General features: G+C 66.8%; 28 protein-coding genes. 16 read left to right on the top strand and 12 right to left on the bottom strand.

Features of this window, described 5'->3' with window-relative positions; all coding sequences use genetic code 11:
- Positions 1 to 9: 9 nt before the first annotated feature.
- Positions 10 to 513: an amino acid-binding protein gene (locus ACSC1R_RS04315; protein WP_439027844.1), complete on the bottom strand. Its 504-nt coding sequence runs from the start codon at positions 511 to 513 to the stop codon at positions 10 to 12.
- A gap of 136 nt (positions 514 to 649) precedes the next feature.
- On the opposite strand from ACSC1R_RS04315, the gene ACSC1R_RS04310 reads away from it, so the two are divergent.
- Positions 650 to 1804, top strand: a complete 1155-nt coding sequence (locus ACSC1R_RS04310; protein ID WP_439027843.1) for a laminin B domain-containing protein — start codon at positions 650 to 652, stop codon at positions 1802 to 1804.
- Position 1805: 1 nt separating this feature from the next.
- On the opposite strand, the gene hisB is transcribed toward ACSC1R_RS04310, so the two are convergent.
- Entirely contained in the window at positions 1806 to 2393 is a 588-nt protein-coding gene (hisB, locus tag ACSC1R_RS04305) for an imidazoleglycerol-phosphate dehydratase HisB (protein WP_439027842.1), read from the bottom strand.
- Positions 2394 to 2694: 301 nt separating this feature from the next.
- Between hisB and ACSC1R_RS04300 the strand changes: the two genes are divergently transcribed.
- The gene (locus ACSC1R_RS04300; protein ID WP_439027841.1) at positions 2695 to 2940 is read left to right on the top strand and encodes a hypothetical protein; all 246 of its coding nucleotides are present in this window, start codon (positions 2695 to 2697) and stop codon (positions 2938 to 2940) included.
- 240 nt (positions 2941 to 3180) lie between these two features.
- On the opposite strand, the gene hisA is transcribed toward ACSC1R_RS04300, so the two are convergent.
- Entirely contained in the window at positions 3181 to 3912 is a 732-nt protein-coding gene (gene hisA, locus ACSC1R_RS04295; protein ID WP_439027840.1) for a 1-(5-phosphoribosyl)-5-[(5-phosphoribosylamino)methylideneamino]imidazole-4-carboxamide isomerase, read from the bottom strand.
- An 80-nt stretch (positions 3913 to 3992) separates the two neighbouring features.
- Between hisA and ACSC1R_RS04290 the strand changes: the two genes are divergently transcribed.
- The 3 genes from ACSC1R_RS04290 to ACSC1R_RS04280 all read left to right on the top strand — a co-directional run bounded on the left by ACSC1R_RS04290 (position 3993) and on the right by ACSC1R_RS04280 (position 6891).
- Positions 3993 to 5174 (top strand): inorganic phosphate transporter, encoded by a 1182-nt coding sequence (locus ACSC1R_RS04290; RefSeq protein ID WP_439027839.1) that lies wholly within the window; start codon positions 3993 to 3995, stop codon positions 5172 to 5174.
- Between the two features lie 132 nt (positions 5175 to 5306).
- Entirely contained in the window at positions 5307 to 5696 is a 390-nt protein-coding gene (gene fer, locus ACSC1R_RS04285; protein ID WP_439027838.1) for a ferredoxin Fer, read from the top strand.
- 103 nt (positions 5697 to 5799) lie between these two features.
- Positions 5800 to 6891, top strand: a complete 1092-nt coding sequence (locus ACSC1R_RS04280) for an A24 family peptidase C-terminal domain-containing protein (protein WP_439027837.1) — start codon at positions 5800 to 5802, stop codon at positions 6889 to 6891.
- A gap of 47 nt (positions 6892 to 6938) precedes the next feature.
- Here the strand turns inward: ACSC1R_RS04280 and ACSC1R_RS04275 are convergent, their stop codons facing one another.
- On the bottom strand, positions 6939 to 7163 hold the full coding sequence (locus tag ACSC1R_RS04275) for a hypothetical protein (RefSeq protein ID WP_439027836.1): 225 nt from the start codon (positions 7161 to 7163) through the stop codon (positions 6939 to 6941).
- 458 nt (positions 7164 to 7621) lie between these two features.
- On the opposite strand from ACSC1R_RS04275, the gene hisI reads away from it, so the two are divergent.
- Together hisI and ACSC1R_RS04265 are read left to right on the top strand one after the other, a co-directional pair.
- Complete coding sequence (gene hisI, locus ACSC1R_RS04270) at positions 7622 to 7987, top strand: phosphoribosyl-AMP cyclohydrolase (RefSeq protein ID WP_439027835.1); 366 nt, start codon at positions 7622 to 7624, stop codon at positions 7985 to 7987.
- Complete coding sequence (locus tag ACSC1R_RS04265; RefSeq protein WP_439027834.1) at positions 7980 to 9086, top strand: DUF7118 family protein; 1107 nt, start codon at positions 7980 to 7982, stop codon at positions 9084 to 9086. The genes hisI and ACSC1R_RS04265 overlap by 8 nt, the downstream gene beginning before the upstream one ends.
- A 23-nt stretch (positions 9087 to 9109) precedes the next feature.
- On the opposite strand, the gene glmM is transcribed toward ACSC1R_RS04265, so the two are convergent.
- Positions 9110 to 10477: a phosphoglucosamine mutase gene (gene glmM / locus ACSC1R_RS04260; protein WP_439027833.1), complete on the bottom strand. Its 1368-nt coding sequence runs from the start codon at positions 10475 to 10477 to the stop codon at positions 9110 to 9112.
- A gap of 448 nt (positions 10478 to 10925) precedes the next feature.
- Here glmM and ACSC1R_RS04255 point away from each other — a divergent pair, with 448 nt between their 5' ends.
- The 3 genes from ACSC1R_RS04255 (at position 10926) to ACSC1R_RS04245 (ending at position 13260) form a co-directional block, all read left to right on the top strand.
- Positions 10926 to 11726 (top strand): HVO_0234 family beta-propeller protein, encoded by an 801-nt coding sequence (locus tag ACSC1R_RS04255; protein WP_439027832.1) that lies wholly within the window; start codon positions 10926 to 10928, stop codon positions 11724 to 11726.
- Positions 11727 to 11798: 72 nt separating this feature from the next.
- A complete protein-coding gene (locus ACSC1R_RS04250; RefSeq protein WP_439027831.1) occupies positions 11799 to 12647 on the top strand; it encodes a ribose-phosphate diphosphokinase in 849 nt (282 codons plus the stop codon).
- A 76-nt stretch (positions 12648 to 12723) separates the two neighbouring features.
- A complete protein-coding gene (locus tag ACSC1R_RS04245) occupies positions 12724 to 13260 on the top strand; it encodes a heme NO-binding domain-containing protein (protein WP_439027830.1) in 537 nt (178 codons plus the stop codon).
- A 17-nt stretch (positions 13261 to 13277) separates the two neighbouring features.
- On the opposite strand, the gene ACSC1R_RS04240 is transcribed toward ACSC1R_RS04245, so the two are convergent.
- From ACSC1R_RS04240 to ACSC1R_RS04220, 5 genes are all read right to left on the bottom strand, one after another.
- Positions 13278 to 15464 carry a CARDB domain-containing protein gene (locus ACSC1R_RS04240; RefSeq protein WP_439027829.1) on the bottom strand — a complete coding sequence of 729 codons (2187 nt, stop codon included), beginning with the start codon at positions 15462 to 15464 and terminating at the stop codon, positions 13278 to 13280.
- 91 nt (positions 15465 to 15555) lie between these two features.
- Positions 15556 to 18786: an isoleucine--tRNA ligase gene (ileS, locus tag ACSC1R_RS04235; protein WP_439027828.1), complete on the bottom strand. Its 3231-nt coding sequence runs from the start codon at positions 18784 to 18786 to the stop codon at positions 15556 to 15558.
- A gap of 64 nt (positions 18787 to 18850) precedes the next feature.
- Positions 18851 to 19069 carry a hypothetical protein gene (locus ACSC1R_RS04230; RefSeq protein WP_439027827.1) on the bottom strand — a complete coding sequence of 73 codons (219 nt, stop codon included), beginning with the start codon at positions 19067 to 19069 and terminating at the stop codon, positions 18851 to 18853.
- Between the two features lie 121 nt (positions 19070 to 19190).
- Positions 19191 to 19343 (bottom strand): hypothetical protein, encoded by a 153-nt coding sequence (locus ACSC1R_RS04225; protein ID WP_439027826.1) that lies wholly within the window; start codon positions 19341 to 19343, stop codon positions 19191 to 19193.
- A 287-nt stretch (positions 19344 to 19630) separates the two neighbouring features.
- Positions 19631 to 19879: a hypothetical protein gene (locus ACSC1R_RS04220; protein ID WP_439027825.1), complete on the bottom strand. Its 249-nt coding sequence runs from the start codon at positions 19877 to 19879 to the stop codon at positions 19631 to 19633.
- An 83-nt stretch (positions 19880 to 19962) separates the two neighbouring features.
- Between ACSC1R_RS04220 and ACSC1R_RS04215 the strand changes: the two genes are divergently transcribed.
- The 3 genes from ACSC1R_RS04215 to ACSC1R_RS04205 are packed head-to-tail and all read left to right on the top strand — an operon-like array spanning position 19963 to position 21250.
- Positions 19963 to 20187, top strand: a complete 225-nt coding sequence (locus ACSC1R_RS04215) for a DUF7860 family protein (protein ID WP_439027824.1) — start codon at positions 19963 to 19965, stop codon at positions 20185 to 20187.
- Position 20188: 1 nt separating this feature from the next.
- Complete coding sequence (locus tag ACSC1R_RS04210; protein ID WP_439027823.1) at positions 20189 to 20818, top strand: uracil-DNA glycosylase; 630 nt, start codon at positions 20189 to 20191, stop codon at positions 20816 to 20818.
- 51 nt (positions 20819 to 20869) lie between these two features.
- Positions 20870 to 21250, top strand: coding sequence for a dehydratase (locus ACSC1R_RS04205; protein ID WP_439027822.1), 381 nt, complete (start codon positions 20870 to 20872; stop codon positions 21248 to 21250).
- Here the strand turns inward: ACSC1R_RS04205 and ACSC1R_RS04200 are convergent.
- Entirely contained in the window at positions 21237 to 22076 is an 840-nt protein-coding gene (locus tag ACSC1R_RS04200) for an amidohydrolase family protein (RefSeq protein ID WP_439027821.1), read from the bottom strand. The genes ACSC1R_RS04205 and ACSC1R_RS04200 overlap by 14 nt on opposite strands.
- 90 nt (positions 22077 to 22166) lie before the next feature.
- Between ACSC1R_RS04200 and ACSC1R_RS04195 the strand changes: the two genes are divergently transcribed.
- Positions 22167 to 22592 (top strand): HIT family protein, encoded by a 426-nt coding sequence (locus ACSC1R_RS04195; RefSeq protein ID WP_439027820.1) that lies wholly within the window; start codon positions 22167 to 22169, stop codon positions 22590 to 22592.
- 16 nt (positions 22593 to 22608) lie between these two features.
- On the opposite strand, the gene ACSC1R_RS04190 is transcribed toward ACSC1R_RS04195, so the two are convergent.
- The gene (locus tag ACSC1R_RS04190; protein WP_439027819.1) at positions 22609 to 24510 is read right to left on the bottom strand and encodes a PKD domain-containing protein; all 1902 of its coding nucleotides are present in this window, start codon (positions 24508 to 24510) and stop codon (positions 22609 to 22611) included.
- A gap of 402 nt (positions 24511 to 24912) precedes the next feature.
- On the opposite strand from ACSC1R_RS04190, the gene ACSC1R_RS04185 reads away from it, so the two are divergent.
- Both ACSC1R_RS04185 and ACSC1R_RS04180 read left to right on the top strand, forming a co-directional pair.
- Positions 24913 to 25668: a ParA family protein gene (locus tag ACSC1R_RS04185; protein ID WP_439027818.1), complete on the top strand. Its 756-nt coding sequence runs from the start codon at positions 24913 to 24915 to the stop codon at positions 25666 to 25668.
- 128 nt (positions 25669 to 25796) lie between these two features.
- Positions 25797 to 26756, top strand: coding sequence for a halo transducer protein (locus ACSC1R_RS04180; protein WP_439027817.1), 960 nt, complete (start codon positions 25797 to 25799; stop codon positions 26754 to 26756).
- The last annotated feature ends 68 nt before the right edge of the window (positions 26757 to 26824 follow it).

Genomic DNA, 26824 nt, shown 5'->3' with positions numbered 1-26824 from the left:
TTCGAGTCGTCACTGGAGCTCTATCTTGCGGACGAAGTCGAGGTTGCGAATCTCGTTGATGAGTTCGCCAGGGAGTTCTTCGTCGGTGACGAGGTGGAGTTTCGGTTCGTCGGTGAACTCGGGGTCCTCGCTGATGGTCTGTCGGATGGAGATGTCGTACTCGGCGAGCAGTCCCGTGATGGTCGCGACGATACCCTGTTGCTCGGCGTCGGTCACTTCGACGGTGAGCACGGTCAGGTCGAGGACGGGCGCGAGGTCCATCAGGCTGGGCACTTGCGAGATGTTCTGGAAGATGCGTCGAAGCTGTTCGTCCTCGAGGATGGCGTCGGTGGTCGAGTCCACGACCCGTCGGTCCACGCCTATCTCGCGGGCGATGCCAGTGTTCGGAATCTCGATGCCCCCGGAGACGACCCGCCCATCGTCGTTCACGGAGAAACCCCGTTCGAGCAACAGCCGGATGACGGCTTGCTGGCTCGGGGAGCCCTCGAACTTCTCCATGATCTCGTCGAACATTGCCCGAACAGAGACGCCCCGTGGTTTTATTCGTGTGGATACGCCGGGCGGCGAGCCAGCGCCCGACCAGAGACGCCCTGACACGTCGTACTTAGCGTCTCGTCTTATCCGGTATCGACGCGAGGTCGACGTATCGATGGCACCAGTCACTCGACGACGGTTCCTGACCGCGGCCAGCGTGATGGCCGCGACCGGGCTCGCGGGCTGTGAGAGTAACGTCCAGTTCGGCAACAACTCGACCCAGACGACGCGACCGCCGCCACACACGACGACCGGGCCGGTGGGGGACGCGACGGTCGTCCCGGGCCTCGGCGTCCCGGTACTCACCGATGCCTACACTATCACGGTCCGAGCCACCCCGGCCCTCGACGGGCAGGAACTGGACGAGGTCGTCATCACCTTCCCGGCGACGTTCTCGCTCTCGGACAGCATCACCTACGACGACGTGACGGTCAGCGTCGGTGGTCCGGGTTCGGAGACGCGGCAGGCGAACATCAACGACGCACGGGTCAGCTCGGACGGCACGACGCTCACGCTGTCGCCGGGGTCGCCGGTCACCCTGACCGCGACCGACACCATCGTCGTCGAGTTCCGTGGCGTCTCCGCCCCGGTGCGGACCGGCGAATACCTCGTCGAAGTCGAGGTGAACGGGGCCGTGTCGGACTCGGGTGCGGTCACCATCGCGAGTGAGTTCACGCCCCGGGAGAGCACGTTCGAGACGACCACCGAGGGCTGGACGGTCGTCGGGGACGTACAGGACGGGTCGGTGTTCCCGGACCGGAAATCGGGCGAGGGCGACCCCGGGAGCTACCTCTCGGCGGAGGACGACACCACCGGTGACGTGTGGTACTGGGTCGCGCCGCGGTCGTTCCGCGGGTCGAAGTCGCCGTACATCGGCGGGACACTGGCGTTCTCGCTCCGACAGTCCAGCACGGACAGCCAGTTCGACGCCCCGGACGTGGTGCTGGCCTCGGACGAGCAGGTGCTGTACCACGATTTCGGCGACGAGGCGGCACACCCTGGAACCGAGTGGACCCGGTACGAAATTCCGCTGACACCGGACGCCTGGCTACAGGATACCGAAACGGGGGGTGTCGGAGCCGTGCCGGACGACGGGCGACTGGACCGCAGCGAACCCGCAGACGTGGAGACCTTCGAGGAGGTGGTCGGCTCGCTCGAAACGCTGCACATTCGCGGCGAGTACGTCGACGGTTCGGACGTGGGCGACCTCGACAGCGTGACGCTCACGCCGGGGCCGGGCGACGAGGGCCCGACGGAGACGAGCAGCTAAGCTAGAGTTTTCCTTTCGTACTGGGCGTGTCGCTCCGGCGCTCGTCGATGCGCGTCGCGTCGTCGAGCGAGCGCGCCAGCGCCTTGAACAGCGCCTCGACCTCGTGGTGGGCGTTGTCGCCCGAGACCTCACAGTGAAGCGTCAGCCCGGCGTTCATCGCCAGCGACATCGCGAAGTGCTCGGCCATGTGGCTCGTGAACTCGCCGACGTATGGCTGGGAGAACTCGCCGTCGAACTCGAAGTACGGACGGCCCGAGATGTCGACGACGACGCCGGCGACGGCCTCGTCCAGCGGGACCTTCCGGTCGGCGTAGCGGACGATGCCGCGCTTGTCGTCCAGTGCCTCGGTGAACGCCTGGCCGAGCGTGATGGCCACGTCCTCGACCGTGTGGTGGTCGTCGATCTCCAGGTCGCCGTCGCACCTGACGGTGAGGTCGAACAGGCCGTGTTTCGCGAACGCATCGAGCATGTGGTCGAAGAAGCCGACGCCGGTGTCGACCTCGCTCTCGCCGGCTCCGTCCACGTCGAGGGTCACCTCGATGTCCGTCTCTCCGGTCTCGCGCGTGACCGCGGCGACTCGGTCGCTCATACCAACATCCTGCGGCCCCGCGTGCAAAGCGATTGCGCTCGCGGTGAGACCTGTCGTTCCAAGGTGCCGGGGACCGCCGCGTGCCGGGTGTCGCGGTGGCGGATATATCAACTTCGTGATGGTGGTGTATGTTAACACGAAATAGGTTATCGGTTCTCTGGTGGTTCTAAAACGTCTAAAAGAATCTGGGGCGTCGTAAAAAACAGATTTACCGTCGTAAAACGTCTCGAAATAGTACGAAGGCTCGCCCCGTTATATGGGGTACCCCGTCGTAGAAAGGAATGCCCACGAGGTGTTCCCGATGTCCCCCGCTACGCCACAACAACTCCCATCGATTTCGAACCCGCTCTCCGAGCGACTCGACGCCGACAAACTCCTGACGCCCCTGCGCACGGCCAGCTTCTGGCTGGCCATCGCGCTCCCGTTCGCGCACCTCTCGCTGCTCGCGTCGGGTATCGAGTCGCCCGCGGAGACGCAGGCGTTCCTCGTCCTGCTCTCGCTGAACCTGTTCGCGCTCGTGGCCGGCCACGGCTACGGTGCCGAGTGACCCTCCACTCCCACACCACACCGGACTCCCACACCAACACCACTCCCGCACCACACCGGACTCCCACACCACACCGGACTCCCACACCACACCCGCGGTTCCGCCCTCCACTCCCACACTGTCCGCGGTGTCCCTCCACACCGCGCCCCCTTCCCCCACACCGACACGACACTCGCCAGTAGCCACGGCACGGGCTGGCGGCGACCGACCGGTGACGAAAACGTCCTGCGAGAAGAGTCCTTACTCCGAGACCGCCGCCATCGCTTCTTCGAGCGTGAACCGGTCCTCGTAGAGCGCGCTCCCGACGACGACGGCCGCCGCCCCCGCGTCCCGGAGCGCGAGCACGTCGTCCAGTGTCGCCACGCCGCCGCTCGCGACCACAGGGATGTCGACCGCCTCGGCGACCCGGCGGACCGGCTCGGTGTGGACGCCGTCGAGTTTCCCCTCGACGTCGACGTCCGTGAACAGGATGGCACCCGCACCGAGTTCTTCGTAGCGCGTGGCGGCCTCGGCCGGGTCGAGGCCGGTGCTCTCGGTCCAGCCCGAGACGACGACCTCGCCGTCTTTCGCGTCGAGGCTCACCATCACGCTACCCGGATAATCCGCCGTTATCTGGGCGACGATGTCCGGGTTCTCGACCGCGGCCGTCCCCAGTATGACGCGGTCGACGCCGCGTTCGAGCAGGCTCGTCGCGTCCTCGACGGTTCGGATACCACCCCCGAGCTGGACGTCCACGTCGACCGCATCGCGGATGGCTTCGACCGCGGCCGCGTTCTTGCGCACGCCCTCGAACGCGCCGTCCAGGTCGACCAGATGCAGGGTGGTCGCACCCTGTGCGACCCACCCTTCGGCGGCCTCGACCGGGTCACCGTAGGTCTTCTCGGTGCCGCGTTCACCCTGGACGAGCTGTACCACCTCGCCGTCTTGCATGTCGACGGCCGGAATAACTGCGAAGTCGGGGAAGGGTGTCACGTCCGAAACGAGGGTGTCGTACGGGTGTAAAGACACCGATGGCGGCCTTTTTACCGCCGGTCCCCTTACGCCTGTACAGCATGGTCGAACTCCTCCTCGTCGTCGGACTCGCGGTGGCTGTGTTCGTCGGCTTCAACATCGGTGGCTCCTCCACCGGCGTCGCGTTCGGTCCGGCTGTCGGCAGTGGGACGGTGTCGAAACTACTCGCCGCCGCGCTGATGACCGGATTCGCGCTCCTCGGTGGCTGGACGGTCGGCCGCGAGGTCATCAAGACCATGGGCGGCCAGATCGTCCCCCAGGGCAAGTTCACCCTCGCGGCGAGTGTCGCCGTCCTCTTCTTCGTCGGGTTCGCGCTCCTCATCTCGAACCTCTTTGGCGTCCCTGCCTCCACCTCGATGACCGCGGTCGGGGCCATCGCCGGGCTCGGCGCCGCCAGCGGGACCCTGAACATGGACAAGATGGGCGAAATCGTCTCCTGGTGGATCGTCGCGCCGGTCGCCGCCTTCTGGGTCTGTGCGGTCATCGGCCGGTACTTCTACCCCTACCTCTCGGTCCGGTTCGACATCGAAGGCGAGGACGGCTCACGGAAACAGCGGTTGAGCCAGTTCCTCGTCGTCGGCATCGGCTGTTACATGGCGTTCTCGGCTGGTGCGTCGAACGTCGCCAACGCTGTCGCCCCGCTCGTCGGGTCGGGCGACCTCGCCGTCGGTCCCGGCATCCTGCTCGCCGGTGGGGCCATCGGGGTCGGGGCGTTCACCATCGCCCGGCGGACGCTCGACACGGTCGGGAACGACCTCACCGACCTCCCGCTGCTCGCCGCGCTCATCGTCGAGGTCGTCAGTGCCAGCCTCATCACGTTCCTCTCGTCTATCGGCATCCCCGCGTCGCTCGCCGTCTCGGCGACCATGTCCATCGTCGGCCTCGGCTGGGGGCGGGCGACCCGCACTACCACCATCACACAGGCTGCCGAGCAGGCGGTCAAAGGCGACGGCACGGCCAAGGCCGACGGTGGTGACCCCGAACGGGTGACCGGCCCGAAGCAAAAGCACAAGAAGAAGAAGACGGTCGGCGGCGCGCTCCAGGCGGACAAGCCCGGTGAGACGGTCGCCCCTATCGGCGAGGAGAAGCCGGACGAACTCGCGGCGAGCGACCTCTTCGACCCCGGGACGACCGGCCGCGTCATCGGGCTGTGGATCGTCACGCCCAGCCTCTCAGCGGTCGCGTCCTACCTGCTGTTCTCGGTGTTCCCCATCTACGGCTGACGGAGCGTCGTCCCCGGCTCGTGACACGCCCAGATTCCACCGACACGGCAGTGAAATCGGTACAACGTTCATTATCGTTCGGTACCCCCAAAACAGCAAGGTCTTTTGGGAAGCGGGTCGAACCGTCGGGTGATGCCCACGGTAGAATACCTCAATTACGAAGTGCTGGACGACCAGGGCTGGGACATGGACGACGATGACCTCTTCGAGAAGGCTGCTGACGCCGGCCTCGGTGACGAGGACTACGGCTCCCTCGAAGTCAACCAGGGCGAGTACATCCTCGAGGCCGCAGAGGCCCAAGGCTACGACTGGCCCTTCTCGTGCCGCGCCGGTGCCTGTGCGAACTGCGCAGCCATCGTCGTGGAGGGTGACATCGACATGGACATGCAGCAGATCCTCTCGGACGAGGAAGTCGAGGAGAAGAACGTCCGTCTGACCTGCATCGGCAGCCCGTCTGCCGACGAGGTCAAGATCGTGTACAACGCGAAGCACCTCGACTACCTGCAGAACCGCGTCATCTGAAACGGACTCTCACCTTCATCCGTTTTCCATCCCGACCAGCACCGCGTATCGCGACCTGAGACGACCGTAACTGTTAGGTCCCTTCCCGGTGCCTCTCTTTCCAGTGGTAGACGTCGGCCCCCTCTCCGCGACGATTCCAGACCTGCTGCGCCTGTTGACGGTTCCCGTCTTCGCCTACCTGGCCTACACGGACATCCAGACGCGACGCGTCGACAACCTGACGTGGGTGCCACTCACGGCCCTCGGCGTGGCGCTGCTCGCGCTGGACTACCAGAACGCGGTGGCCGCGGGGGGCCGCGAGTGGCGGTTGTTCGTCATCACGACGACGGTGAGCGTCGGGTTCGTCGTCTCGATGGCGTACCTGTTCCATTTCCTGGGCGCTTTCGGCGGTGCGGACGCCCGGGCGCTGATGACGATGGCGGTGCTGTACCCGACGTGGCCGGCGATTACGGTCGCCGGGACGACCTTCCCCATCGCTGACCCCGCCCCCATGCGGGTGTTCTCCTTTACCATCCTCACGAACGCGGTCGTGTGGGGCATCGCCTACCCTGGGCTGCTCGCCCTCCGGAACACGGCGATGGGCCAGCAGGGGAGGCGGATGTTCGTCGGGATTCCGGTCCGCTGGGACGCCATCCCGACCACGCACGGGAAACTCCTCTCGGACTCCGAGACGGGACTCGGCGAGCGCCTGAAGGGCCTGCTGTACCCGCGACAGTCCGGGCTGGACCTCGATGCGGTCCGGATGTACCTGCGCTGGCGGGGAGTCACGCTCCCCGAGGTTCGGGCGGACCCGGAACGCTTCCGCGACCCTGAGAGCCTTCCCGACGAACCGTTCGACCCGACCGACGGCGCGGTCCACCTCGCGACCGACGGGGCCGCGGAGAACGCGGACGTGGCGACCGACGGCGGGGTAGAGGAGGCTGATGACACTGCCGACGCGGTCTCGGACTCTGAAGAACCCGCCGAGTTCGACGACCCCTGGGGCGCGGCCGCCTTCCTCGACGACATCGAGGGCGACGCCTACGGTACCTCCCCCGACCGGCTGCGTGACGGTCTGGACCGGCTGGTGACCGAAGAAGAACTGTGGGTCACGCCCGGCATCCCCTTCCTGGTACCGGTCTTTTTCGGCCTGCTCGTCGCGTTCGTCTACGGCGACGTGCTCATCGGGGCGCTGCGGGCGCTCGGGCTGATATAGGGCGGCTCTGCCGGCTCACGTAGGGCGGCTCTGCCGCGCCGCCTGACTCAAGCGAGGAAGTTCTCGTACAGCGGATACAGCACGTTCCAGATGACCGTGATAGCGACGCCGACGACGATGATGGCCAGCCAGAAGGGTTCGGTCGCGTCCGAGAGGCCACCGGGGAGCAAGGCGATGGTCCCGCCGAACATGAGGACGCTGGCGGCGAGACTCAAAAGCGAGAGGGAGACGAGGACCGGGGCCTGCGAGAACTGCTCTGCGATGCTTGCCATTCGTGTTCTTTCGTGGTGTTGCCGGTGGCTTAGGCGTGTCGCTGCTATCGGTCTCTGAGTCGTGGCTCGTCCCGCGTTGGATTGGGTAGAGTTTCGGTGTGGGTGGTGTCGATGAGAACGAGCAGTCAACTCGCGCAGGTGGCGATGACCGCCCCACACCCTCCCCAGCCGATTGTGGTGCTCGTTCCATTTCGCTTCGCTTCATTCCACTGCGCTCCTCATCCCTCGCGCGATTCGGCGGGCGGATGTGCTCACGGGTCGTCCCTCCCCGTTCGCTATCGAGGCGACTGCGTCGCCTCGCACCGCCCGCCAGCACGCGCCAGATCGGTTGTCCGAGGTCAGACGCTCGAATTATCTCTCATCGCGCGCGCTGACTCGCGTACCAAACACATCCGAAATCCCACACCACACCACCCGCAGCAAAAGACACATAGCCCGAACAGCCGAGGTGTGAGGTAATGACAGCAGTCTCGCTCGACTTCGGCGAGGACGGGCTGGTCCCCGTGGTCGCCCAGGACGTAGAGACCGGCGAGGTAGTGATGCTAGCCTACGCGAACGAGGAGGCGGTCGAGAAGACCCGCGAGACGGGGCGGGCGCACTACTACTCCCGGTCGCGCGACGAGCTCTGGGAGAAGGGCGCGACCAGCGGCCACACCCAGGCCGTCTCCGAGGTCCGGGTGGACTGCGACGGCGATGCCCTGCTGTACCGGGTCGACCAGACCGGCGGGGCCTGCCACACCGGCTATCGCTCCTGTTTCTACCGGACGCTCGACGGCGAGGAGGTGGGAGAGCGTGTCTTCGACCCGGACGACGTCTATGAGTGACGCCGCGGCCCGGCTCCGCGAGGCAGCCAGCCAGCGCGAGCAGGCACGACAGGCGGTCACAGAGCGCGGCCGCGAGGACCTCGAACGGGTCGCCGACGCGTACCAGGAGGCCACGAAACTGCTCGACCGATACGTCGACACCGCGACGGGGTCGGGCGACTTTCAGGCCTACGTCGAGTTCCAGGAGCGCTTTGCGACCCTGGTCGAGGAACTCCCCGAGGACATCGCTCACCGCGACGCCTTCGAGACGGCGCTGGACCGAACCGACAAACGACGGCTCAGCGAATCGGACTTCGAGGCCACCCGGCAGGCACTCGAACCGGCCGCGGCGGCGGTCGACCTGCTCGACGCCGAGCGCGAGGCCGAGGAAGCGTACCGGGAGGCCGAGAAGGCCGCGAAGCGACGACTCTCGGACGTGCGCGACCGTCTCGACGAGTGCGAGCGACTGCAGGAACTCGGTGGTGCCGACCTCGACGCACCGGTCGAGGACCTCCGCACTCCCATCGACGAGTACGACGAGGCCGTGGTCGAGGCGTTCCTCGACTACCGGCTGGACGCGAGCGCCCGTGAGGCACTCCGCTTCGCGGCCGACGCGGCCGAGTACCCGCTGGTCGACGTGCGGGAACCACCGGCGGAACTGGTCGAGTACGTCGAGAGCCACGAGGCCGGGACCGAGACCATCCCACGGCTGCTCGAACTCGCAGGGTACTCGCGCTCGAAACTGGACCACTACGTCGACGACCCGGTGGAGTTGACCCGGGCCGTCTCGACGCGCCAGACGTACCTCGACCGCCTCGACGGGTCGGCCCTGCAACTGGGGTGGCCGCCGGGCCCGGCCGAACAGCTCCGTCGACGCTGCGAGGAGCGCATCTCGCTGGTCTCCCGGTTCGCCAGCGAGGATGTGGTCGCGACGTTGCGGACGGTCCGAGAACTCACCTGGCGCGACGACTACGAACGCTTGCGGACCGCCGCCGTGGCGCTGGTGGAACTGGACGAGGAAGAGCGGGCGCGACTCGCGTCGGGTGCGGTCGCCAGTGAAATCGAAGACCTGCGCGAGGAGCGCGCGGACCTGCGGGACGCGCTGGGCGGAGGCGAGTAGAAAACTGCTTCTCGGGTTCGGATTCAGGCGTTGGCCTTCGCGGCGACGAGTGCCTCGTACATCGCCTCGACCAGCGAGACGGCGCGGGCTTCCTCTTTGGCCTCGGCGTAGATGCGAACGAGCGGTTCGGTTCCGGAGGGGCGTGCGAGGACCCACGCGTCACCGTAGTCGAGACGGTAGCCGTCTTTCGTGTCGAGTTCGGCCTCGTCGTCGGCGGCAGCGCGTTTCTCGGCGGCGGCGAGCATCGCGGCACGCTCTCCTTCGGTGTCGTAGTGGACGTTCCGGCGGACGTTGTGGTAGCCGCTGTACGGTGCGACGATGTCGCTGACGGGTCGCTCGGCGACGAGTTCGAGGAAGCGGGCGCCGACGTAGGCACCGTCGCGGGTGAGGCGGTAGTCCGGGAAGAAGATGCCGCCGTTACCCTCGCCGGCGACGGGGACGTGTTCGCCCCGCGCCTGGAGTTCCTCGATGCGGGTGATGATGTTGGTCGAACCGATGGGCGTGAGTTCCAGCGTCGCGCCGGTCTCGGTCGCCACGTCGACGAGGCGCTGGGAGACGTTGACCGCCGAGACGGTGGTGTCTTCGGGGCCGAGTTCGGCCGCGGCGAGGGCCGCGAGGGTGGCGTCGCCTTCGACGTAGTCGCCGTTCTCGTCGTAGAAGATGGCGCGGTCGGCGTCGCCGTCGTGGGCGATTCCCACGTCGGCACCGGTCGCGCGGACGAGGCGGCCGAGGTCTTCGAGGTTCTCCGGGACCGGCTCGGGGTCGCGGCCCGGGAAGTGCCCGTCGGGCTGGGCGTTGACCGTGACGACGCGACAGCCGAGACGGCGGAAGAACTCGGGCGAGGTGAGCGACCCCGCGCCGTGGCCGGGGTCGAGCGCGACGGTCAGGTCGGCGTCGGCAATTTTCTCCGTGTCCACGGCGTCGAGCAGCTGGTCGACGTAGCGGTCACAGGCGTCCTCGACGGTCGTGACGTGGCCGACCTCGTCCCACGGGGCGGCCTCGAACTTCTCGGCCAGCAGCACGTCCTCGACGCGTTCGAGGTCCGAGACGGCGAGTTCGACGCCGTCGGTGCCGATGAGTTTCACGCCGTTGTACTCCGGCGGGTTGTGGCTCGCGGTTATCATCATCGCGGGCACGCCCTCTGCTTCGGCGTACACCTGTGCGCCGGGCGTCGGGACGACCCCGAGACGGTCCACGTCGACGCCGACGCTGGTCAGGCCCGCGACGGCCGCGTCGACGAGCATCTCTCCTGTCGCTCGTGTGTCGCGCGCGATGGCCACCCTGTCGGCGTTCCACGCCGTCCCGGCAGCCTTCGCCACGCGCAGGACGAAGTCGGGCGTCAACTCCTCGTTGGCGACGCCGCGTGTCCCGCTGGAACCGAATACCTTCATTCGATGAGTAGTGGGGTGTCCGTCACAAAAGTGGTTCCGAACCGTCGCGAGTGAGGCGATGACAGGCACGGAAACTGGCGTTTCGAGTATGGGTCGCCCCCACGCGCCGGTGGCTGCCGGCGGTTCGGTCGTGGCGGCGACCTGTGACACTCCGGCGACTGATACCCGTCCAGTCGGGCGGCGCGCGCGGACGAGTGTGGTCGCGTCAGCGACGCCACGAGTCGGAAGCGCGCGAGGGATGAGGAGCGGACCGGAGCGCGAGCGGAGGGAGCACCGGAATCGGCTGGGGAGGGTGTGGTGCGGTCTCCGTTACACCAGCGCGAGCCACATGCTCGTCGTCACAGAGACCGGTTCGACCACTTCAGGAACCAACGACTCTCCAACTCCGAGGTCCACCTCACAACAGCAGACCGCATCGTTTTCGACCCCACCACACACATCTCCACGCATGAGCGCCGACAACGACATCAGCCTCGACGAGAAGCGGGTGTACCAGGGCGACAAGCGCGAGACGACCGTCTACGTCGCCTGCGGGATGGGCGTCGTGACGGTCGACGTGGTGGAAGAGCGCGTCGGCGGCTTCGAACTCGCGCACCGATGCACTGCTCGGGACGTGGCCGCGGGCGACGGGCTGGTCGCGGTCGCCACAGACGAGGACGTGCTGGTCGGTCCCGGCGAGTTCGAGGTGTCGGGCTTCGGCCCGGCGGTCGCGGTCGGGCTCTCCGAAGATGGCCTGCTAGCCGCGGGCGAGGACGGTCGGGTCGCGCGGTACGACGAGGGCTCGGGCGACTGGGACGACCTCGGGACCTGCGCCGGCGAGGCTCGTGCCATCGACGGCGACCTCGTGGCCGCCAGCGACGGCGTCTACCGCATCACCGACGAACTCACCCACGCCGGCCTCGACGACGCCCGGGACGTGGCTACTGCGGGCACCCCGCGAGCCGCCACGGGGTCGGGACTCTACTACCTCGGCAACGGCTGGATGGACGACCTCGATGGGGCGTTCACCCTCGTCGCCAGCGACGGGGAGCGAAGCCACGCCGTCGGCGACGGCGAACTCTACCACCTGACCGACGACGGCTGGGAGCCACACCCGCACCAGCCCGCTGGCACGTTCGTCGACCTCGACTACGGCGACACGACCTACGCGGTCAGTTCGGATGGCAGGTTCTTCGCCGAGGCCGAAGACGGCTGGCGACACCAGTTGCTCGGGATGCCCGACGTGGCGGCGGTGGCGGTTCCCCGTTGAGTCGAATCACCTGCCCAACCGAAACCGCCCCGTAACGAAACTGGAAAGACCCCGGCGACTGACCCGACACACATGATACTCCCAGGCTCTGGGTCGCAGTCGCTCGCGGCCGAACTCGCGGCCGAACTGGGCGAGGAACTCGCTCCGGTCGAGTTCGAGCGCTTTCCCGACGGCGAGGTGATGGCTCGCATCGGGGACGTCTCGCCCGAGCGGGCCGTCGTCGTGGCATCGACCGCAACCAGTGATGCACATCTCGAACTGCTCCAGCTGCAGGACGCCGCCCGCGAGGCGGGCGCAGACGAGATCGTCACCGTCCTGCCGTACATGGGCTACGCCCGCCAGGACAGGGTGTTCAACCCGGGCGAACCGGTCTCCTCCCGGGCCGTCGCCCGCGCCATCTCGGCGAACACCGACCGGGTCATCACGGTGAACCCGCACGAGGAAGCCGTCTGTGAGTTCTTCGAGCCCACGGCAGAAGCGGTCGACGCCGCGGCGGTCCTCGCCGACCCTCTGCCCGAGACGCTCACCGAACCGCTCTTCCTCGCGCCCGACGACGGGGCTATCGAACTCGCCGAGACCGTCTGTGACGCCTACGGCGAGGGCGAGACCGACTACTTCGAGAAGAAGCGCCTCTCGGGTTCGGAGGTCGAAATCTCCCCGAGTGACGCGAACGTCGCCGGCCGCGACGTGGTCGTCGTCGACGACATCATCGCCACCGGCTCGACCATGAGCGAGTCCATCGCGGTGCTGAACGACCGCGACGCCGCGCGCGTGTTCGTCACCTGCGTCCACCCGCTGCTCGCCCAGAACGCCGTCACGAAACTCGCCCGGGCCGGCGTCGAGACCGTCATCGGGACGGACACGCTCGAACGCCCCGTCTCCAACGTGTCCGTGGCAAAAGTTGTCGCGGACCAACTGTAGGAATTAAAACACGGATTCTTTATGCTTCGGTTGGTAGCTAGTGGCTACATACCGCACACGAGACGCGGGTGGGACCATGCACGGGATACTTCACAAGTCGCTCAAGGGGTACGTCGAGGAGAACGTCGCGGAAGCCACGTGGAACGAGGTGATGGACGCGGCCGGAATCGAACCGAAACTCTACCTGCCGGTGACGCGCTACCCGGACGATGAGTTCACCGACGCGATTGCCGCCATCGCGGCCGTGACCGAACACTCCGAGGGGATGGTCCAGCGGGACCTCGGGCGCTTTCTCGCACCGGACATCCTGAACACGTTCAAGGCGCACGTCAAGCAGGGGTGGGGGACCCGGGAGATACTCGTGGCCCTCGAAGGCATCTACCAGCAGATTCGGGCCCAGAACGACGACTCCGCGCTCCCGTCCGTCTCGACCACCCGCCTCGACGGCGACACCTACGTGCTCGAATATCGCTCGGAGAAACGGCTCTGTGAGCTCGGCAAGGGACTCATCGAGGGTATCGCGTCGGAGTACGATGACGAGGTCACCATCACCGAGGACGTGTGTCTCCACGCGGGCGACGACCACTGCGAGATAACGGTCGACTTCGAGTAGCCAGCGCCCGCAGAGAGTCAGTGGTCCCGGCGCCGGCGCAGTCGACTCGCGCCGACCAGTACCGTGAACGCGACCAGCGCGCCGACCGGCCCGAACCCGGGCGTCGCCTGGAAGTCCGGGTTCCCCACATCGGTGCTGGTGCCGCCATCGGAACCCTCGTTCTCCGTGACGACCACCGTCACCTCCTTCTCACCGACGCGAATCGTATGTTCGCCCGGGTCCTCGAACGACGCAGTTGCCGTGTAGGTGAGTTCGGTTCGCCCGGGGAGTGTGACGATCCGGTCGAACTGTCGCTCGCCGTCGAGAACGAACGGTATCGTCGCCGCCCCTGGCCACTGCTTCTCGTTGCTGATGGTCGCCCGGACGGTGAACGTCTCGCCGCTCCTGACCGTCGTGGGGACGTCGATGCTCCGCACAGTCGGCGTCGCCGGTTCTCGAACCGTCAGGTTCAGCACCCGGTTCCCGGCGAGGATGCGGTAGGTCCCCGGCTCTGTCGCCTCCCGCGTGAACGTGACCGTCTTCGTCTCCTCCGGCACGAGACTCCCGGTCTTCGTCTGTGCGACCGTCCCCCCGACCCGGAACCGCGTCTCGTACTCGCCTGCTCGCCCGCCGACGTTCTCGACGGTGACGTTCACTCGCAACTGCTCCCCGACCGCGAGGAACGGCTCCGAAGAGACGGTCTCGTTACGGTACGGTCCGGTGACTGTCACGCCACCGGCTGGCACGGTCTCTCGCATCAGGGCGGGGATGACGCCGAAGAGGTCACTGTGGACCTGTTTCGACCACGACCCGGGCGTCGCTGACGTGGTCGTGTATCGCCCGGCGAAGTCGCGGGTCGCCGCGTTCGACTCGGCCGCGATGGCCGCGAGGATGTCGTCGTTCGACACCTCCCCGTCGTGGGCGTTCAGCTCACGGAAGACGCTCTGGAAACTCCGGGTCTGGTCGGTCTCGGCCCGCAGTTCGCGGTCGATAGCCCCCGTGACGAGTGCCCCTTTCATGTACACCGCACCCTGGGTCCACGTCGCCGGTTCGGCGAGCACTGTCGACGTGTACGGTTCGTTCCCGCCGCGTTCGAGCTTGGACTGGAAGTTCTCGAAAGCGATGTGACCCTGCTCGAACGCGAGCAGAGCCGCGTAGTAGTCGGCGCTGCCCTCGACGAGCCACTGGCCGTCCTCGGTCGGTTTGAACGCCTGTCTGGTGTGGACGTACTCGTGGAGCCAGACGTTGTCCGGGGAGGCGAGCCGTGCGTTCGCCTTGACCCAGGCATCGTCCGCCCCGAGTTGAAGTCCCGCGACGCTCCAGCGGACGCTGGTCGGTGCGGCGACGAGCAGGACCGACGGGTCACGTGCGCCGACCCGGAGTTGGCCGCTGGCTTCCGCCACCGAGTCGAGGACGTCGGTCGGTTTCTCTCGCATGTCGGCCGCTCGCGGGACGACGAGTCGGATATGCTGGTCCCGGACGGTCGTGCTGTACTCCGTCATCGGCCCGAGGAAGGCTATCTGTCCGCCGGTCGCACCCTGGCCGGCGACGACGGTCCGCTTCGAGATACCGACCTGCCCCGACCCGACCCACTTCCAGGAGGTCGCCATCTGGGGCACCCGGACGATGGCCCAGTCGCCGGTGTCGACGAAGGCGTACGTCTCCTCGTCGGTGCGGGCAGCGGGCGTCGGGTCGGCCGTCTTCATCGGCAGTGGGTCGACCGATTCGCTGTCGGCTGGTGCGGACCGCCGCGTCGTCGCCTCGCTCTCGCTCACCCGACGGTCGGCTCGTCTGCCCGCGTCGTCGGTCTCGTTGGCGTCGACGTCGAAGGTGATGGTCGCCGTGTCGCCGGACCCCGTCCACTCGTACTCGCGCGGGCCGGTCTGTCTGAACCGCTCCGTCTTCACCACGTCGACGTTTTGCTGCAGCGTCACCGTCAACGAGGTCACGTCAGTGGGGATGTCGTAGACGACGTCGGTCTGAATCGACCCTGGTTCTTTCGGGGTCAGGTGGAGGCGGGTCGTCCGCTGGATGTCGGTCGCCCTGGCGGCCTGTGTCACGGTGTCGCCCCCGGTCGCTCCGGTCGTCGTGGCCGCCGTGGTGGTTCCCGTCGTCCCGACAGGCCGTGCCGTCGCGGCGTGCGCGTCCGCACTCGGCGCTGCGATGGCCGTGCCGGCCGGTACTGACGTGACCAGCAGCACCACGAGGAGGAGCCGTCGGTACATACACCCAAGCAAGGGACAGCGTGAAAAAGACTGTTGTGCCCGTGGCAGCGCTCACCTGACGGCGGACTCACCCTTCGGCCCGACGTCGGGTTCAGGCCTCGGCTTCGGCGAGCGGTTCGACGGCGAGCGTCATCGTGACGCCCTCGACCTCCCACTCCTTGCGGTGGCCGTCGTCGACGGGCCCGAATTCGGCGGCGCGGACCTCCTCGGCGATGAGGTCCTCGTGTTGGCGGACGAGCGATGCGACCCGGTCGTCGGCCACGTCGAGTTCGAGGCGGATGCGCGCCTCGATGTCGAGGTCCAGGTCCTTGCGCATCTCCTGGACGCGGCGGATGACCTCGCGGGCGTAGCCCTCGCTCTCGATGTCCTCGGTGAGGGTGGCGTCGACGTAGACGACGCCCTTCTCGTCGCCTTTCACGGCGAAGCTACTGCCGGTGACGCCCTCGGGCGTGCGCGTGACGAACTCGACCATCTCCTCGGTGAGGTCGTCCTCGCCGACGGCCTCGCGCAGTGCGCCAAGGTCCGTGCTGTCGATGCTGGCCTCGTTGAGCGCGTTCATCACCTCGGGGGCGCGCTGGCCGAAGGCGGGGCCGAGTTTGCCCATGTCGGCGCGGGCCGCGTACTGCAGTTCGCCCCACTGCTCGTCGGGCGAGACGAGTTCGACCTCCCGCGAATTCAGCCGGTCGGCGAGCAGGTCGCGGTGGCGCTCGACGGCCTCGGCGGCGCGGGCGTCGTTCGGTGCGACGACGACGCGCGAGACGGGCCAGCGGAGCTTCCGGTCGGCCTGCTGGCGGGCGTTCGAGCCGGCCTCCTCGACGGCACGCAGGAGCTGGACGTCGGTCTCCAGTTGCTCGTCGGCCCAGAACTCGTCGACCTCGGGGAAGTCGCACATGTGGACCGTGTCGTGGCCCTCGTCGCCGGTGAGAGTGTTGTATATCTCGTCGGTGACGAACGGGGCGTACGGCGCGAGCAGCTTCACGACGTCCGTGAGCACGCGATAGAAGGTCGCGTAGGCGGCTTCCTTCGAGGGGTTGTCCTCTTCTTCCCACATGCGCTCGCGGACGACCTGGATGTAAAAGCGCGAGACGTCCTCCACGACGAACTCCAGCAGCGTATCGAGCGCGCGGTCGGGGCGACGGTTCGCTTTCCACTGCTCGTCCATCTCGGCTTTCACGCTCTGGAGGCGTGCGAGCACCCACTCGTCGACGAGTTCGGTCTCGGCCTCCTCGGGCGAGCTGTCCTCGGGCACGAACCCGTCCATCCGCATGTACGGGAGCGGGAACCGGAACACGTTCCAGAGGATGTTGAGGTCGCGCTGCATCGTCTCCATCTGCTCCCACGAGAAGCGCATGTCCTCTTCTTGCGGGTTGCGCGAGAGCAGGAACAGGCGCATCGCGTCTGCCCCGTGGCGTTCGATGGCCTCGCTCGGCTCGACGATGTTCCCGATAGACTTGGACATCTTGCGGCCGTCCTCGGCGAGTGCCCAGCCGTGCATGACGACCTCGTCGTAGGGGACCTCGTCGAGCGCGGCGGTGCCCATGCCGAGCTGGGACCAGAACCAGCCACGCGTCTGGTCGTGGGCCTCGATGATGAGGTCTGCGGGCCAGAGCTCGTCGAACTGGCTGTCGTCGCTCGGGTAGTCGAGCGTGCCCCACGAGGCGACCGAGGAGTCGAGCCACACGTCGAACACGTCGGGGACGCGGGTGTAGGTCGTGCCGTCCTCGGTGATGGTCAGGTCGTCCACGGTGGGCTTGTGCAGGTCGACCTCCTCGGGGTCGACGTCCTGGTCGACGCGGTCGGCGAGTTCCTCGCGGGTGCCGACGACCACGACATCGCTCATGTCGCCGTCCCAGCCTCCGGCGGCTTCGCCGCCTCCGTTCGAGGCTGTCGCCTCGCTATCGGGCACCCAGATGGGGATGGGGATGCCCCAGTAGCGCTGGCGGGAGACGTTCCAGTCCGGCGAGTCCTCCACGAAGTTGCGGAAGCGCTCGTCGCGGGCGGACTGGGGCCACCAGGTGCTGTCCTCGATGTTCTCCAGCAGGTCCTCCTTGATGTCGGAGACGGTGATGAACCACTGGTCGGTGACGAGGCGGACGATGTCCGTGTCACAGCGCCAGCACTGCCCCTCGCCCTCGACGAGATAGTTCTCGTCGTGGGCCAGCAGGAAGCCCTTCTCCTCAAGGTCGGCGATGACGTTCGCGTTCGCGTCGCGGACGAACTGGCCGGCGTACTTCCCGGCCTGCTCGGTGTAGGTGCCGTCGCCGCTGACGGGACAGAAGATTTCGAGGCCCAGCTCGGAGCCGCGCTCGAAGTCCTCCTCACCGTGCCCGGGTGCGGAGTGGACCATCCCGGACTTGTCGTTCGCGTCGGGGTACTCGGCGGTGTACACCTGGCCGGCACCCTCGCCGTGGGGATGCTCCGGAACCTCTTCGGCCAGCGGGTGCTCGTACGCCCAGCCGACCATCTCTTCTCCCGAAAGCTCCTCGACGACCTCGTAGTCCTCGTACCGGCCCTCTTTCAGGACGGTCTCGACCTGCGGCTCGGAGACGTAGAGCACCTCGCTCTCGCCGTCCTTCTCGGCGCGCACGCCGACGTAGGTCGCGTCTTCCTCCACCGCGACGAACGTGTTCGCGGGGATGGTCCACGGGGTCGTCGTCCAGATGACGAGGTTGCCCTCCCGTTCCGTCAATGGGAATTTCACGTAGATGGCGGGCTTGTGCACGTCGTGGCGCTCGACCTCGTTGTTGGCGATGGCGGTCTCACACCGCGGACACTGGTTGATCGAGCGCTTGCCCTGTTCGACCAGTCCGCGCTCGTGGGCCTGCTGGAAGCCCCACCAGGCGGCCTCCATGTACTCCGGCGAGAGGGTCTTGTACGGGTCGTCCCAGTCCATCCAGACGCCGAAGGACTGGAAGTCCTCGTCCATCGCGTCGAGGTTGCGGTTCGCGAAGTCCTTGCAGGCCTCGATGAACTTCTCTTCGCCGTACTCCTCGATGTCTTTCTTGTTCTCGAAGCCGAGTTCCTCCTCGACTTTCGTCTCGATGGGGAGGCCGTGCATGTCGTAGCCCGGCCGGTCGGTCACGTCGTACCCCTGCATCCGGTAAAAGCGGATGAAGGCGTCCTTGAGCGACTTGTTCCACGTCGTTCCCATGTGGGCTGCCCCGGAGGTGTACGGCGGACCGTCGACAAAGAAGAACGGTTCGCAGTCCTCTCGGTGTGTCTTCGTCTGCTCGTAGGCATCCACCTCGTCCCAGTAGTCGAAGACACGGTCTTCGACCTCGTGGGGCTCGTACTGGTCGGATACCTCCCCGAATCGTTCCATGTGCGGAGTGACTCACTCCGACATTAAATGGGAATCGGTCCTGCAGGTGAGATTGTGGCCGACGCTACTGGAACGGACAGGCCGGGGAGCCGGACAGACCGTCGTGGTTGCGGGTGTCGTTCTGGCCGAGCCGGTCGCCGTCCTCGTGGGCCGGTTGGTACCCAGGGACGGTTGGTGCGACGGATTCGGGTGACTGGTCGGCGTCCGAGACGACGACGCCGGCGCTCCCACCGGCGACGACGAGGCTCAGGACGAACGCGACCGCAAGCATTCGTTTCGACATCTACGACTGGGGAAGAATATCCTGAGGCGCATATTGCTTTCGTATTTCATCGAGTGGAATTATGGCCACTCGTTCCGGATTCGTGTCGAGAGGGATGTTCCACACTCTCCAGCAGTCCCTATCACTCGTCCACCCGGAGCCGATAGAACGAACCGTCGTCTTCGAAGACCGTCATCACCTGGTCGTCGAACGAGCGCTGGAAGATGCTCTCCGGGTGTTCGTGTGTCGGTTCGACCGGCTCGTCTGTGAATATCGACCCCATGTCCCCCGACATGTCGTTTAGGAAATTATAGACAGGTTACATCAAACGATTGCCTGTATATCCATGCTCTCCGACCGTCACTCTTCCGAGCGGGACTCGAAGATGCTCTGTGGATACTCGTGTGTCGGCTCTCGTTCGTCGCGAGCGAAGATACTCCCGGCGTCCCCTGTTTCCATGTCAGTCGTAGGATTCGAGGCACGTGGTATGAAGCTGTTGGCCGATTGAAAATTATTCCCGGGCGCGGGGCCTCGAATTATCTCGACTCCCCGGTGGGGCGAGTCGACCACGGGTCCCCGGACTCACTCTGCGAGGAGGTGCCGGACGCGCGGGAGCAGGCGCTCGTAGCCGACGAGGTAGACCGCGCTGTAGAGCAACAGGCCACCCAGCACGGCGTACCAGACGGTGAGGACGCTAACGCCTTCCGTGAGGAGGTTGTGCCACCCGGCCAGTTCGGTGCCCGCGCCAAGGGCAGAGAGTGCAACGGCGGCGACCGCGTACACCAGAATCGCCAGCAGTTCCGGGACCAGCTCGGAGAGGACGGTCAACATGGCTGGTTGGAATCGCCCGGCGATTATCTACCTTTCGCCCTCACGACGAAACGGCTTTGACGTCGCCGCGACCTCTTCCAGCTATGCGAACCCGTTCGAGAACGTATCCGGAACTGGCGAAACTCGGCTTCCTGCTCGGCCTCGGCCTCTTCGTGGTCGGTGCCGGTGGCGAGGTCGCCGGCCACGCACTGTTCGGCACGCTCCCGGCGTGGGAGGACACCCTGTTCACCGACTCCATCCTGCTCGGTATCCTGACCGCGTTCTTTTCACTGGCGGTCTTCGGCGTCGTCCTCCCGCTCATCGAGTGAGATGGGACCCGTCCCCGACGCCGACGACCGGTTCGTCGTCGAGTCGGGCTGCTCTCGTTGCCCCCAACTCGTCGAGTGCAGACAGCGAATCGCGTGGGGTAACGGCCCCCGAGAGGCCGACGTGGTCGTCGTCGGCGAGGCACCCGCGGCCGGTGACCCCGAGGCCGAGCGCTGGCGGGGCGGCAACCTGACCGGACTGGCGTACACCTCCCGGCACTCCGGGCGGCGGGTGCGGGACCTGTTCGCCACCGCAGGCTATCCCGACGCCTACTACACGAACGCCGTGAAGTGCTTCCCCGCCGCCGAGGGTGGCGAGACGAACCGCGAGCCCACCGCCGACGAACTCGCGAACTGTCGTTCTCACCTCGACGACGAACTCGCCCGTCTCGACCCGGCCGTGGTCATCCCGACCGGGAAACACGCGACTGAAACCGTCTTCGCGTTCGACGACCGCGACCTCGACGGCTTCCTCGACTCGGTGCTGGAGCCGGTCGACTCCCCGGCACTCGGTTGTGCCGTCCTTCCCATCCTGCACCCCTCGTATCAGGACGTGTGGGTCTCCCGGCTCGGCTACGAGCCGACGGGGTACGTGGCTGCACTGGGCGACGAACTGGACCAGCTGGTCGAGTGACGGGGGTCGTCGGGACGGGGACTTTTGTCGCTCCGTTCCTCACCCTTGCGTGTGCAAGTCCCCGAGTCCGGAGATACGGATACCTTCGCTCGAACCTTCACCCGTGAGGAGGTCCGAGACTTCGCGACGCTTTCGAAGGACGAGGGCAGTCACCACGTCGAGCAGGACGACGACGGCCGCCTGCTCGTCCACGGCCTCCTGACGGCGACCCTGCCCACGAAAATCGGTGGCGACTACGACGTCCTCGCCAGCCAGATGGACTTCGAGTTCCCCCGCCCGGTGTACACCGGTGAGGAGGTCACCTGCCGCTGGCGGTTCGAGCACGTCACCGAACACGACGACCGCTACTCGCTGTCGGCGCGGGCGGTCTGCCGCGACGAGTCCGGCGAGGTCGTCCTGCGGGCGGAGGTCGCGGGCGTCATCCTGAAGTAGTCCCGAGGAAACGGTCCGCCGCCCCGCGGAACAGCCCCTCCAGTGCCTCGTCCGAGAGCCCCCGCGACAGCAGGTGCTCGCGCTCGTTCGCGTACTCGTAGGGGACGTTCGGGTAGTCCGAGCCGTACATGATGGAGCCTGCTAGCTCCTCGAACACCGAGTTCTCGACGCTCGCCGGGTCGAAGTCCATGTTCTCGGGAACTGCGGCTGACATGGCGACCGAGGTGTCCAGAAATACCTGCTCGTGGGCGCGGGCCTCCGCGACGAACCCATCGGTGTCCGGTGCGCCCATGTGCGCACAGCAGACCCGCACCTCGGGGTAGGAGGCGACGAACTCGCGGAACGGCCCGAGGCCGACCGCGTCAGACTTCTCGAAGTTCGGGGCCCGCCCGGCATGCAACAGGACCGGTCGACTGTACTCGGCACAGAGTTCGAACGCCGGGTCCAGCCGCGGGTCGTTCGGTGCGGCGTCTTGCACCGGGCACTGGAGCTTGAGTCCACGAGCCCCACCGTTCAGGGCGTCCCGGACCACGTGGCGCACGTCGTCTTCGGGATGGACCGTCGCGAAGGGGACCGCCATCTCCGACTTCCCGGTTTGCTCTAGCACCCACTCGTTCAGTTTCGCGGCCATCCCCGGCTCGTGGGCGTACGGAAGCGCGAGATACCGCTCGACCCCCTGCTGGCGCAGGACCGATTCCATGGCGGTCCGCTCCGTCGGGTGGTCGATGGTCCAGCCGAGGTCCCGCGAGAGGGCGTCGCGGATGGCGGCCATCAGCCGGTCGGGCATGAGGTGGACGTGGGCGTCGGTCGCGGGGGCGAAGGGCATGTGTGGTATTGCCGCGGCTGTGACAATGAGGGTTGTCCCGTTCTGGCTCCCCGGGAAACCTTGATACCGCGCCCGCGAGTCACCCCGCACATGGACGACTGCATCTTCTGCCAGATCGTCGCTGGCGATATCCCGAGCCGCACTGTCTACGAGGACGAGCACGCCTTCGCGTTCCTCGACGTGAATCCCCTCGCGCCCGGGCACACGCTCGTCATCCCGAAAGCGCACCACGAGACGCTCGGCGACCTGCCGGCCGACGAGGGCGCGGCCGTCTTCAGCGCCCTCCACGAACTCGTCCCGGTGGTCGAGGACGCGGTCGACGCCGACGGCTCGACGGTCGCGTTCAACAACGGCGAGGCCGCGGGCCAGGAGGTCCCGCACGTCCACGCGCACATCGTCCCGCGGTTCGACGACGACGGGCACGGGCCGATTCACGCGCTGTTCGACGGACCGGGCGAGCTATCCGACGACGAACTCGACGATATCGAAGAAAAAATCGGCGCGGCGATGGAGTGACGGTCGAAGACCGTCTTCAGTCGTTCTCCTCCTCGTCGACGAACTGGGCGTCGTAGAGCCGTTCGACCTCCAGCCGGTCCGCATTGCTCAACGCGGAGAGAGCCGTGCCGAACTCCTCCTGTGCTATTTCGTCACGCGTTCGGACGGTCTCGGGTGAGACACCGTCTGCGAACGGCTGTCGGTCGTACAGCTCCTGTATCTGGACCGCCGACTCGTTGTCTATCGCGCTGAAGTTGGCCCCGAACACCGCTTCGCTGAGTTCGTCGAGGCTGTCGGTCGCGTCACCGCCGGTGTCACCGAACTGGGCGTCGAACGTCCGCTGGACCGTGAGCGCCTGGTCGCGACCGAGTTCGTCGAACGCCATCCCGTAGCGTGCTTCGGCCAGCTCGCCGCGAGTCTGCACGTCGCCGGGCTGCATGTCACCGGTGAACGGCTGGCGGAGGTAGAACTCTTCGATGTGGACTGCCGACTCGTCGCTCAGTTCGTCGAAGTACAGGTAGTACTTCGCCTTCGAAATCTCGTCTCGCGAGTAGGTCTGGGTGGACGACTCGGCCGGCTCGACCTGCACGGTCACGGTATCGGTATCCGTGCCGCCGTTCCCGTCGGCTACGGTCAGTTCGAACGTCAGCGTCGTCGCTTCGGTCACGTCCGGGGCAGCGAACGACGCTCCGGAGGCGTCACCGGTCTCGAGGGTGACCTCGGGGCCAGACGTCTGGGCCCAGGTGTAGGTGAGGGTGTCGCCGTCGGGGTCCGACGAGTTCGACCCGGCGAGCTCGACAGAGGTTCCTGCCTCGACGGACACGTCGTCACCAGCGTCCGCGGTCGGCGCACCGTTCGCGGGTTCTTGTTGCTCCGGGACGCTGTCGGTCTCCTCGATCGTGACGGTGACCGTGTCGGTCACGTTCGTCTGTCCGTCGGAGACCGTGAGCTCGAACGTGAGCGTCTCGTCGCCGGCGGTCCTGTGCGCGTCGAACCACGGCGTCGCGGTGTCGGCGTCGTGCAGGTCGACGGTCCGACCGCTCGTCTGGTTCCACGAGTACGTCAGGTCGTCACCGTCCGGGTCGGTCGTCGCGGACGCGTTGAGCGCCGCGCCGTGGCCTTCTCTGACGGAAACGTTCGACCCGGCGCTCACCGTCGGTGCCTGGTTCGACGGTTCGACGGTGAGCGTGACGGTGTCGGTCGCAGTCGTCTGGCCGTCCGAGGCGGACAGTTCGAACGAGAGCGTCGTCGGCTCTTCGACCTCGGGGACGGTGACGCCAGGGTTCGCCGTATCCTTCCCGGTCAGTTCGGCGCTCGGACCGCTGGTCTGTCGCCACTCGACCGTCACGCTGTCACCGTCCGGGTCGGTCGCGGTCCCTGCGAGGTCGACCGTCTGGCCGCCCTCGGTGGTCCGGTCGTCACCGGCGTCCGCCGACGGTGCACGGTTCTGGTTCGTCGGTTCGACCGTGACGGTGACCGTCGTGCTGTCCGTCTCCTCACCGTTCGAGACGGTGAGACGGAACGTGAGCGTGGTCGACGTGTCGACCTCGGGGGCGTCGAACGAGGCCCTCGCGCCGTCGTTCTGCTCGAGTGAGACGGACGGCCCGTCGGTCTGCGTCCACGAGTACGAGAGGTCGTCGCCCTCCGACGTGTCAGCGCCTGCGAGTTCGACGGTTTCGCCCGCTTCGACGTCGCGTTCGGGCGTTACGAGCTCGCCTGCGGCTTGCATCTGTGACACCGTTCCCTCGTCGGCACTGCCTGTCTCGGCCGCCGGCGCGGCCGTCCCGTCCGGACTCTCGGACGTGGTGGAGGCACTGTCTTTCTGCACGCCGGTGTCGGCGGCGGGTCCGTTCGACTGTGTGAGCATCACGCCCACGGCGCCGACCGTGACGGTGAGGACGAGGACGACCGCGACGATCTTTCCTCGCTCGCGTGGCATCACGGTGACGCACCTCGCGTTCGAAGCCGGCCGGTCGACCGGCTGGATAACCTGGCTACCATTACACCCGTAAGACACGCGTCGTTACTCTTCGTAAATTAGGCGCTAAATCACTGAATCCGGATGAAACGCTCCATTACGCCGGTGGTTTCGGATGCACTGCTGGTTCGGACGTACACGGTGAACATCGCCTCGCCAGTCCGTCTCGGGGTTACTGCCGCGATAACGAGTGGGGACGTAGCCTCGGCTTTCTCGCGGTCCCGGGAGGACTGGTGTCGACCGCCACCGGTCTCTGGAGGGGCTGTGGCTTCGGTCCGTCCCGCCACCTTGTCCACCGGAGACAGCCGCGTCCAGAATGGCGCTTCCACACATTTTTTAACCGAATACGGCACAGGAATTTGTATGTCAGAACACTCCGCCGCTATCGTCGGTGCGACCGGTGGCGCTGGCGCGACGCGCCTCACCGTCGAACTCGCGGCGACGCTGGCCCGCGACGGCCGAAGCGTGGCCGTTTTCGACGCCTCGTTCGCCACGCAGGGGCTCAGCCATTTCGTCCACGGCCGCATCGACATCGACGTCACGCGCTTGCTGACCGACGACACGGTCCACCAGCGCGCGGCCCTGATAGACCTCGGTATCGACACGCCGGGGAGGGTCGTGGTGTGTCCTGCCTACGCCTCGCTCGAACGGTTCGCTCGTGCGAAGTCCGGCGACGCCGCCGACCGCTTCGGTGAGATAATCCGCCGTGCGACCGAGAGCTACGACCACGTGCTCGTCGACACGCCACCCGTGGCGGACAATCCCTCCATCGCTGCGGTCAACGCGGCAGACCGGGTCGCGGTGGTCGTCCCGCCGTCGAAGCGCGGCGTCGACACGCTCCGGCGAGCCGAGGACCGTCTCGAAGACATCGGGACGAGTGTGGACCGCGTCCTCGTGAACCGGGTCACCGACCTCGACGGCCACCCGGTCGATTCGGCCGACGTGGCCATCCCGGAGAGCGAGGTGACCGACGTCGCTGGCGCACCGGTGTGCGTCGCCGGGGAGATCGGCCCGTTCGCCCAGACCGTGGCTACGTCCGCAGAGGCGGTCTTCAACACCCAGTTGGACGTCGAGTTCCCCCGGGGCGGCCTGCGACGTCGGCTCGCCTCGCGGTTCTGACCGTCCCGAGATTCTGCCCTCACCCCGACCCGAAACTACATATCGCTATTGTGGGCTCTGGTCGTGTCCGTACCACTGCATACGGGACTTACAGAAGCTATAACCCGCTTTCTCGGTAACTGTCGCGTATGAGCGAAGAGGGTAGTGAATCCGTCACCGCCGACCTCGCCGGGAAGCCGGTCGACGAGGCCGTGACGGCGGTCGTCGAGCAGGACAGTTCGCGTGACAGAGACGAGGTTCGCCGGACGCTCGAAACCGTCGCCGAGGACGGTGTCGTGACACGGGACGCCGTCGACGACGCGCTCGGGCAGGTGTCGAAGGTCGTCGCCACGCCCGAGACCCGCGTCGAACTCGCCGCGAGAGACCTCGCCGCGGCCCGCGAGACGGCGAGTCACGTGACCGACCTCGACAGCGTTCAGGCACGCCTCGACGGGTTCGAGGCGCGGCTGTCGGCGGTCGAAGAACGAACCGCCGAACTGGGTCCCGAACTGCAGGCTGCCGTCGGCCAACAGGGAGACCAGGGCGACATCTACGAGATAGCGAGCGAGGTCCGGCGCATCACCGCCGCGGCGAACGACGCCCAGCAGGCAGCGGACGACCTGAAACTCGACATCGAGGACTTCGAGAAGTGGGTCGGGAGTCAGCCCGTCCGCTACCGCAAACTCGACGAAGAGGTCGAGGTCGCTGGCGAGCAACTCGCCGATCTGGCGACCTCGCTCGACCGCGACTGGACCGACGACGACGCGGGCGTGTGGGTCGACGCGACGTTCCAGCACCAGGTGTTAGGGCTCGTGGTGGCCGACCTCCGGCAGGCGTTCGACGACATCGAGACGTGGGCCGACCGCGAGGACCTGGACCGCGACGAACGCGCTCCCGGGATCGAAGCCGAGCTCGACGACCTGGACGACAGACACACCACCATCGGCGAGCGACTCGACGACGTGTCGCGAGCGCGATGGCGTGAACGCTTCGAGGACCCGCTCGACTCCCTCGAATCGACGTTCGAGCAGTTCGAGCCACCGGTCCCGTGGGGTGAGGTGGAGCGAGTGCTGTCGGAGCACCGGTCGCTGGTCGAAGCACACAGCTAGACGGCCCGCAGTCGGTCTCTCCCTCGAATCGGTTCGTCGAGAACAGTGTCCGAACAGTCACCGAGTAG

It is taken from the genome of Haloarchaeobius ordinarius (genome assembly GCF_051801355.1).
In the GTDB taxonomy this organism is placed as follows: Archaea; Halobacteriota; Halobacteria; order Halobacteriales; family Natrialbaceae; genus Haloarchaeobius.
Note: the sequence above shows the minus strand (reverse complement) of the source record. Positions and strands in the feature narration are given on the sequence as shown.

Coding starts and splice junctions, on each gene's coding strand:
- ACSC1R_RS04315 (WP_439027844.1), bottom strand. CDS start 513: ATGTTCGACGAGATCATGGAGAAGTTCGAGGGCTCCCCGAGCCAGCAA.
- ACSC1R_RS04310 (WP_439027843.1), top strand. CDS start 650: ATGGCACCAGTCACTCGACGACGGTTCCTGACCGCGGCCAGCGTGATG.
- hisB (WP_439027842.1), bottom strand. CDS start 2,393: ATGAGCGACCGAGTCGCCGCGGTCACGCGCGAGACCGGAGAGACGGAC.
- ACSC1R_RS04300 (WP_439027841.1), top strand. CDS start 2,695: ATGTCCCCCGCTACGCCACAACAACTCCCATCGATTTCGAACCCGCTC.
- ACSC1R_RS04290 (WP_439027839.1), top strand. CDS start 3,993: ATGGTCGAACTCCTCCTCGTCGTCGGACTCGCGGTGGCTGTGTTCGTC.
- fer (WP_439027838.1), top strand. CDS start 5,307: ATGCCCACGGTAGAATACCTCAATTACGAAGTGCTGGACGACCAGGGC.
- ACSC1R_RS04275 (WP_439027836.1), bottom strand. CDS start 7,163: ATGGCAAGCATCGCAGAGCAGTTCTCGCAGGCCCCGGTCCTCGTCTCC.
- hisI (WP_439027835.1), top strand. CDS start 7,622: ATGACAGCAGTCTCGCTCGACTTCGGCGAGGACGGGCTGGTCCCCGTG.
- ACSC1R_RS04265 (WP_439027834.1), top strand. CDS start 7,980: ATGAGTGACGCCGCGGCCCGGCTCCGCGAGGCAGCCAGCCAGCGCGAG.
- glmM (WP_439027833.1), bottom strand. CDS start 10,477: ATGAAGGTATTCGGTTCCAGCGGGACACGCGGCGTCGCCAACGAGGAG.
- ACSC1R_RS04255 (WP_439027832.1), top strand. CDS start 10,926: ATGAGCGCCGACAACGACATCAGCCTCGACGAGAAGCGGGTGTACCAG.
- ACSC1R_RS04250 (WP_439027831.1), top strand. CDS start 11,799: ATGATACTCCCAGGCTCTGGGTCGCAGTCGCTCGCGGCCGAACTCGCG.
- ACSC1R_RS04245 (WP_439027830.1), top strand. CDS start 12,724: ATGCACGGGATACTTCACAAGTCGCTCAAGGGGTACGTCGAGGAGAAC.
- ACSC1R_RS04240 (WP_439027829.1), bottom strand. CDS start 15,464: ATGTACCGACGGCTCCTCCTCGTGGTGCTGCTGGTCACGTCAGTACCG.
- ileS (WP_439027828.1), bottom strand. CDS start 18,786: ATGGAACGATTCGGGGAGGTATCCGACCAGTACGAGCCCCACGAGGTC.
- ACSC1R_RS04230 (WP_439027827.1), bottom strand. CDS start 19,069: ATGTCGAAACGAATGCTTGCGGTCGCGTTCGTCCTGAGCCTCGTCGTC.
- ACSC1R_RS04225 (WP_439027826.1), bottom strand. CDS start 19,343: ATGTCGGGGGACATGGGGTCGATATTCACAGACGAGCCGGTCGAACCG.
- ACSC1R_RS04220 (WP_439027825.1), bottom strand. CDS start 19,879: ATGTTGACCGTCCTCTCCGAGCTGGTCCCGGAACTGCTGGCGATTCTG.
- ACSC1R_RS04215 (WP_439027824.1), top strand. CDS start 19,963: ATGCGAACCCGTTCGAGAACGTATCCGGAACTGGCGAAACTCGGCTTC.
- ACSC1R_RS04210 (WP_439027823.1), top strand. CDS start 20,189: ATGGGACCCGTCCCCGACGCCGACGACCGGTTCGTCGTCGAGTCGGGC.
- ACSC1R_RS04200 (WP_439027821.1), bottom strand. CDS start 22,076: ATGCCCTTCGCCCCCGCGACCGACGCCCACGTCCACCTCATGCCCGAC.
- ACSC1R_RS04195 (WP_439027820.1), top strand. CDS start 22,167: ATGGACGACTGCATCTTCTGCCAGATCGTCGCTGGCGATATCCCGAGC.
- ACSC1R_RS04190 (WP_439027819.1), bottom strand. CDS start 24,510: ATGCCACGCGAGCGAGGAAAGATCGTCGCGGTCGTCCTCGTCCTCACC.
- ACSC1R_RS04185 (WP_439027818.1), top strand. CDS start 24,913: ATGTCAGAACACTCCGCCGCTATCGTCGGTGCGACCGGTGGCGCTGGC.
- ACSC1R_RS04180 (WP_439027817.1), top strand. CDS start 25,797: ATGAGCGAAGAGGGTAGTGAATCCGTCACCGCCGACCTCGCCGGGAAG.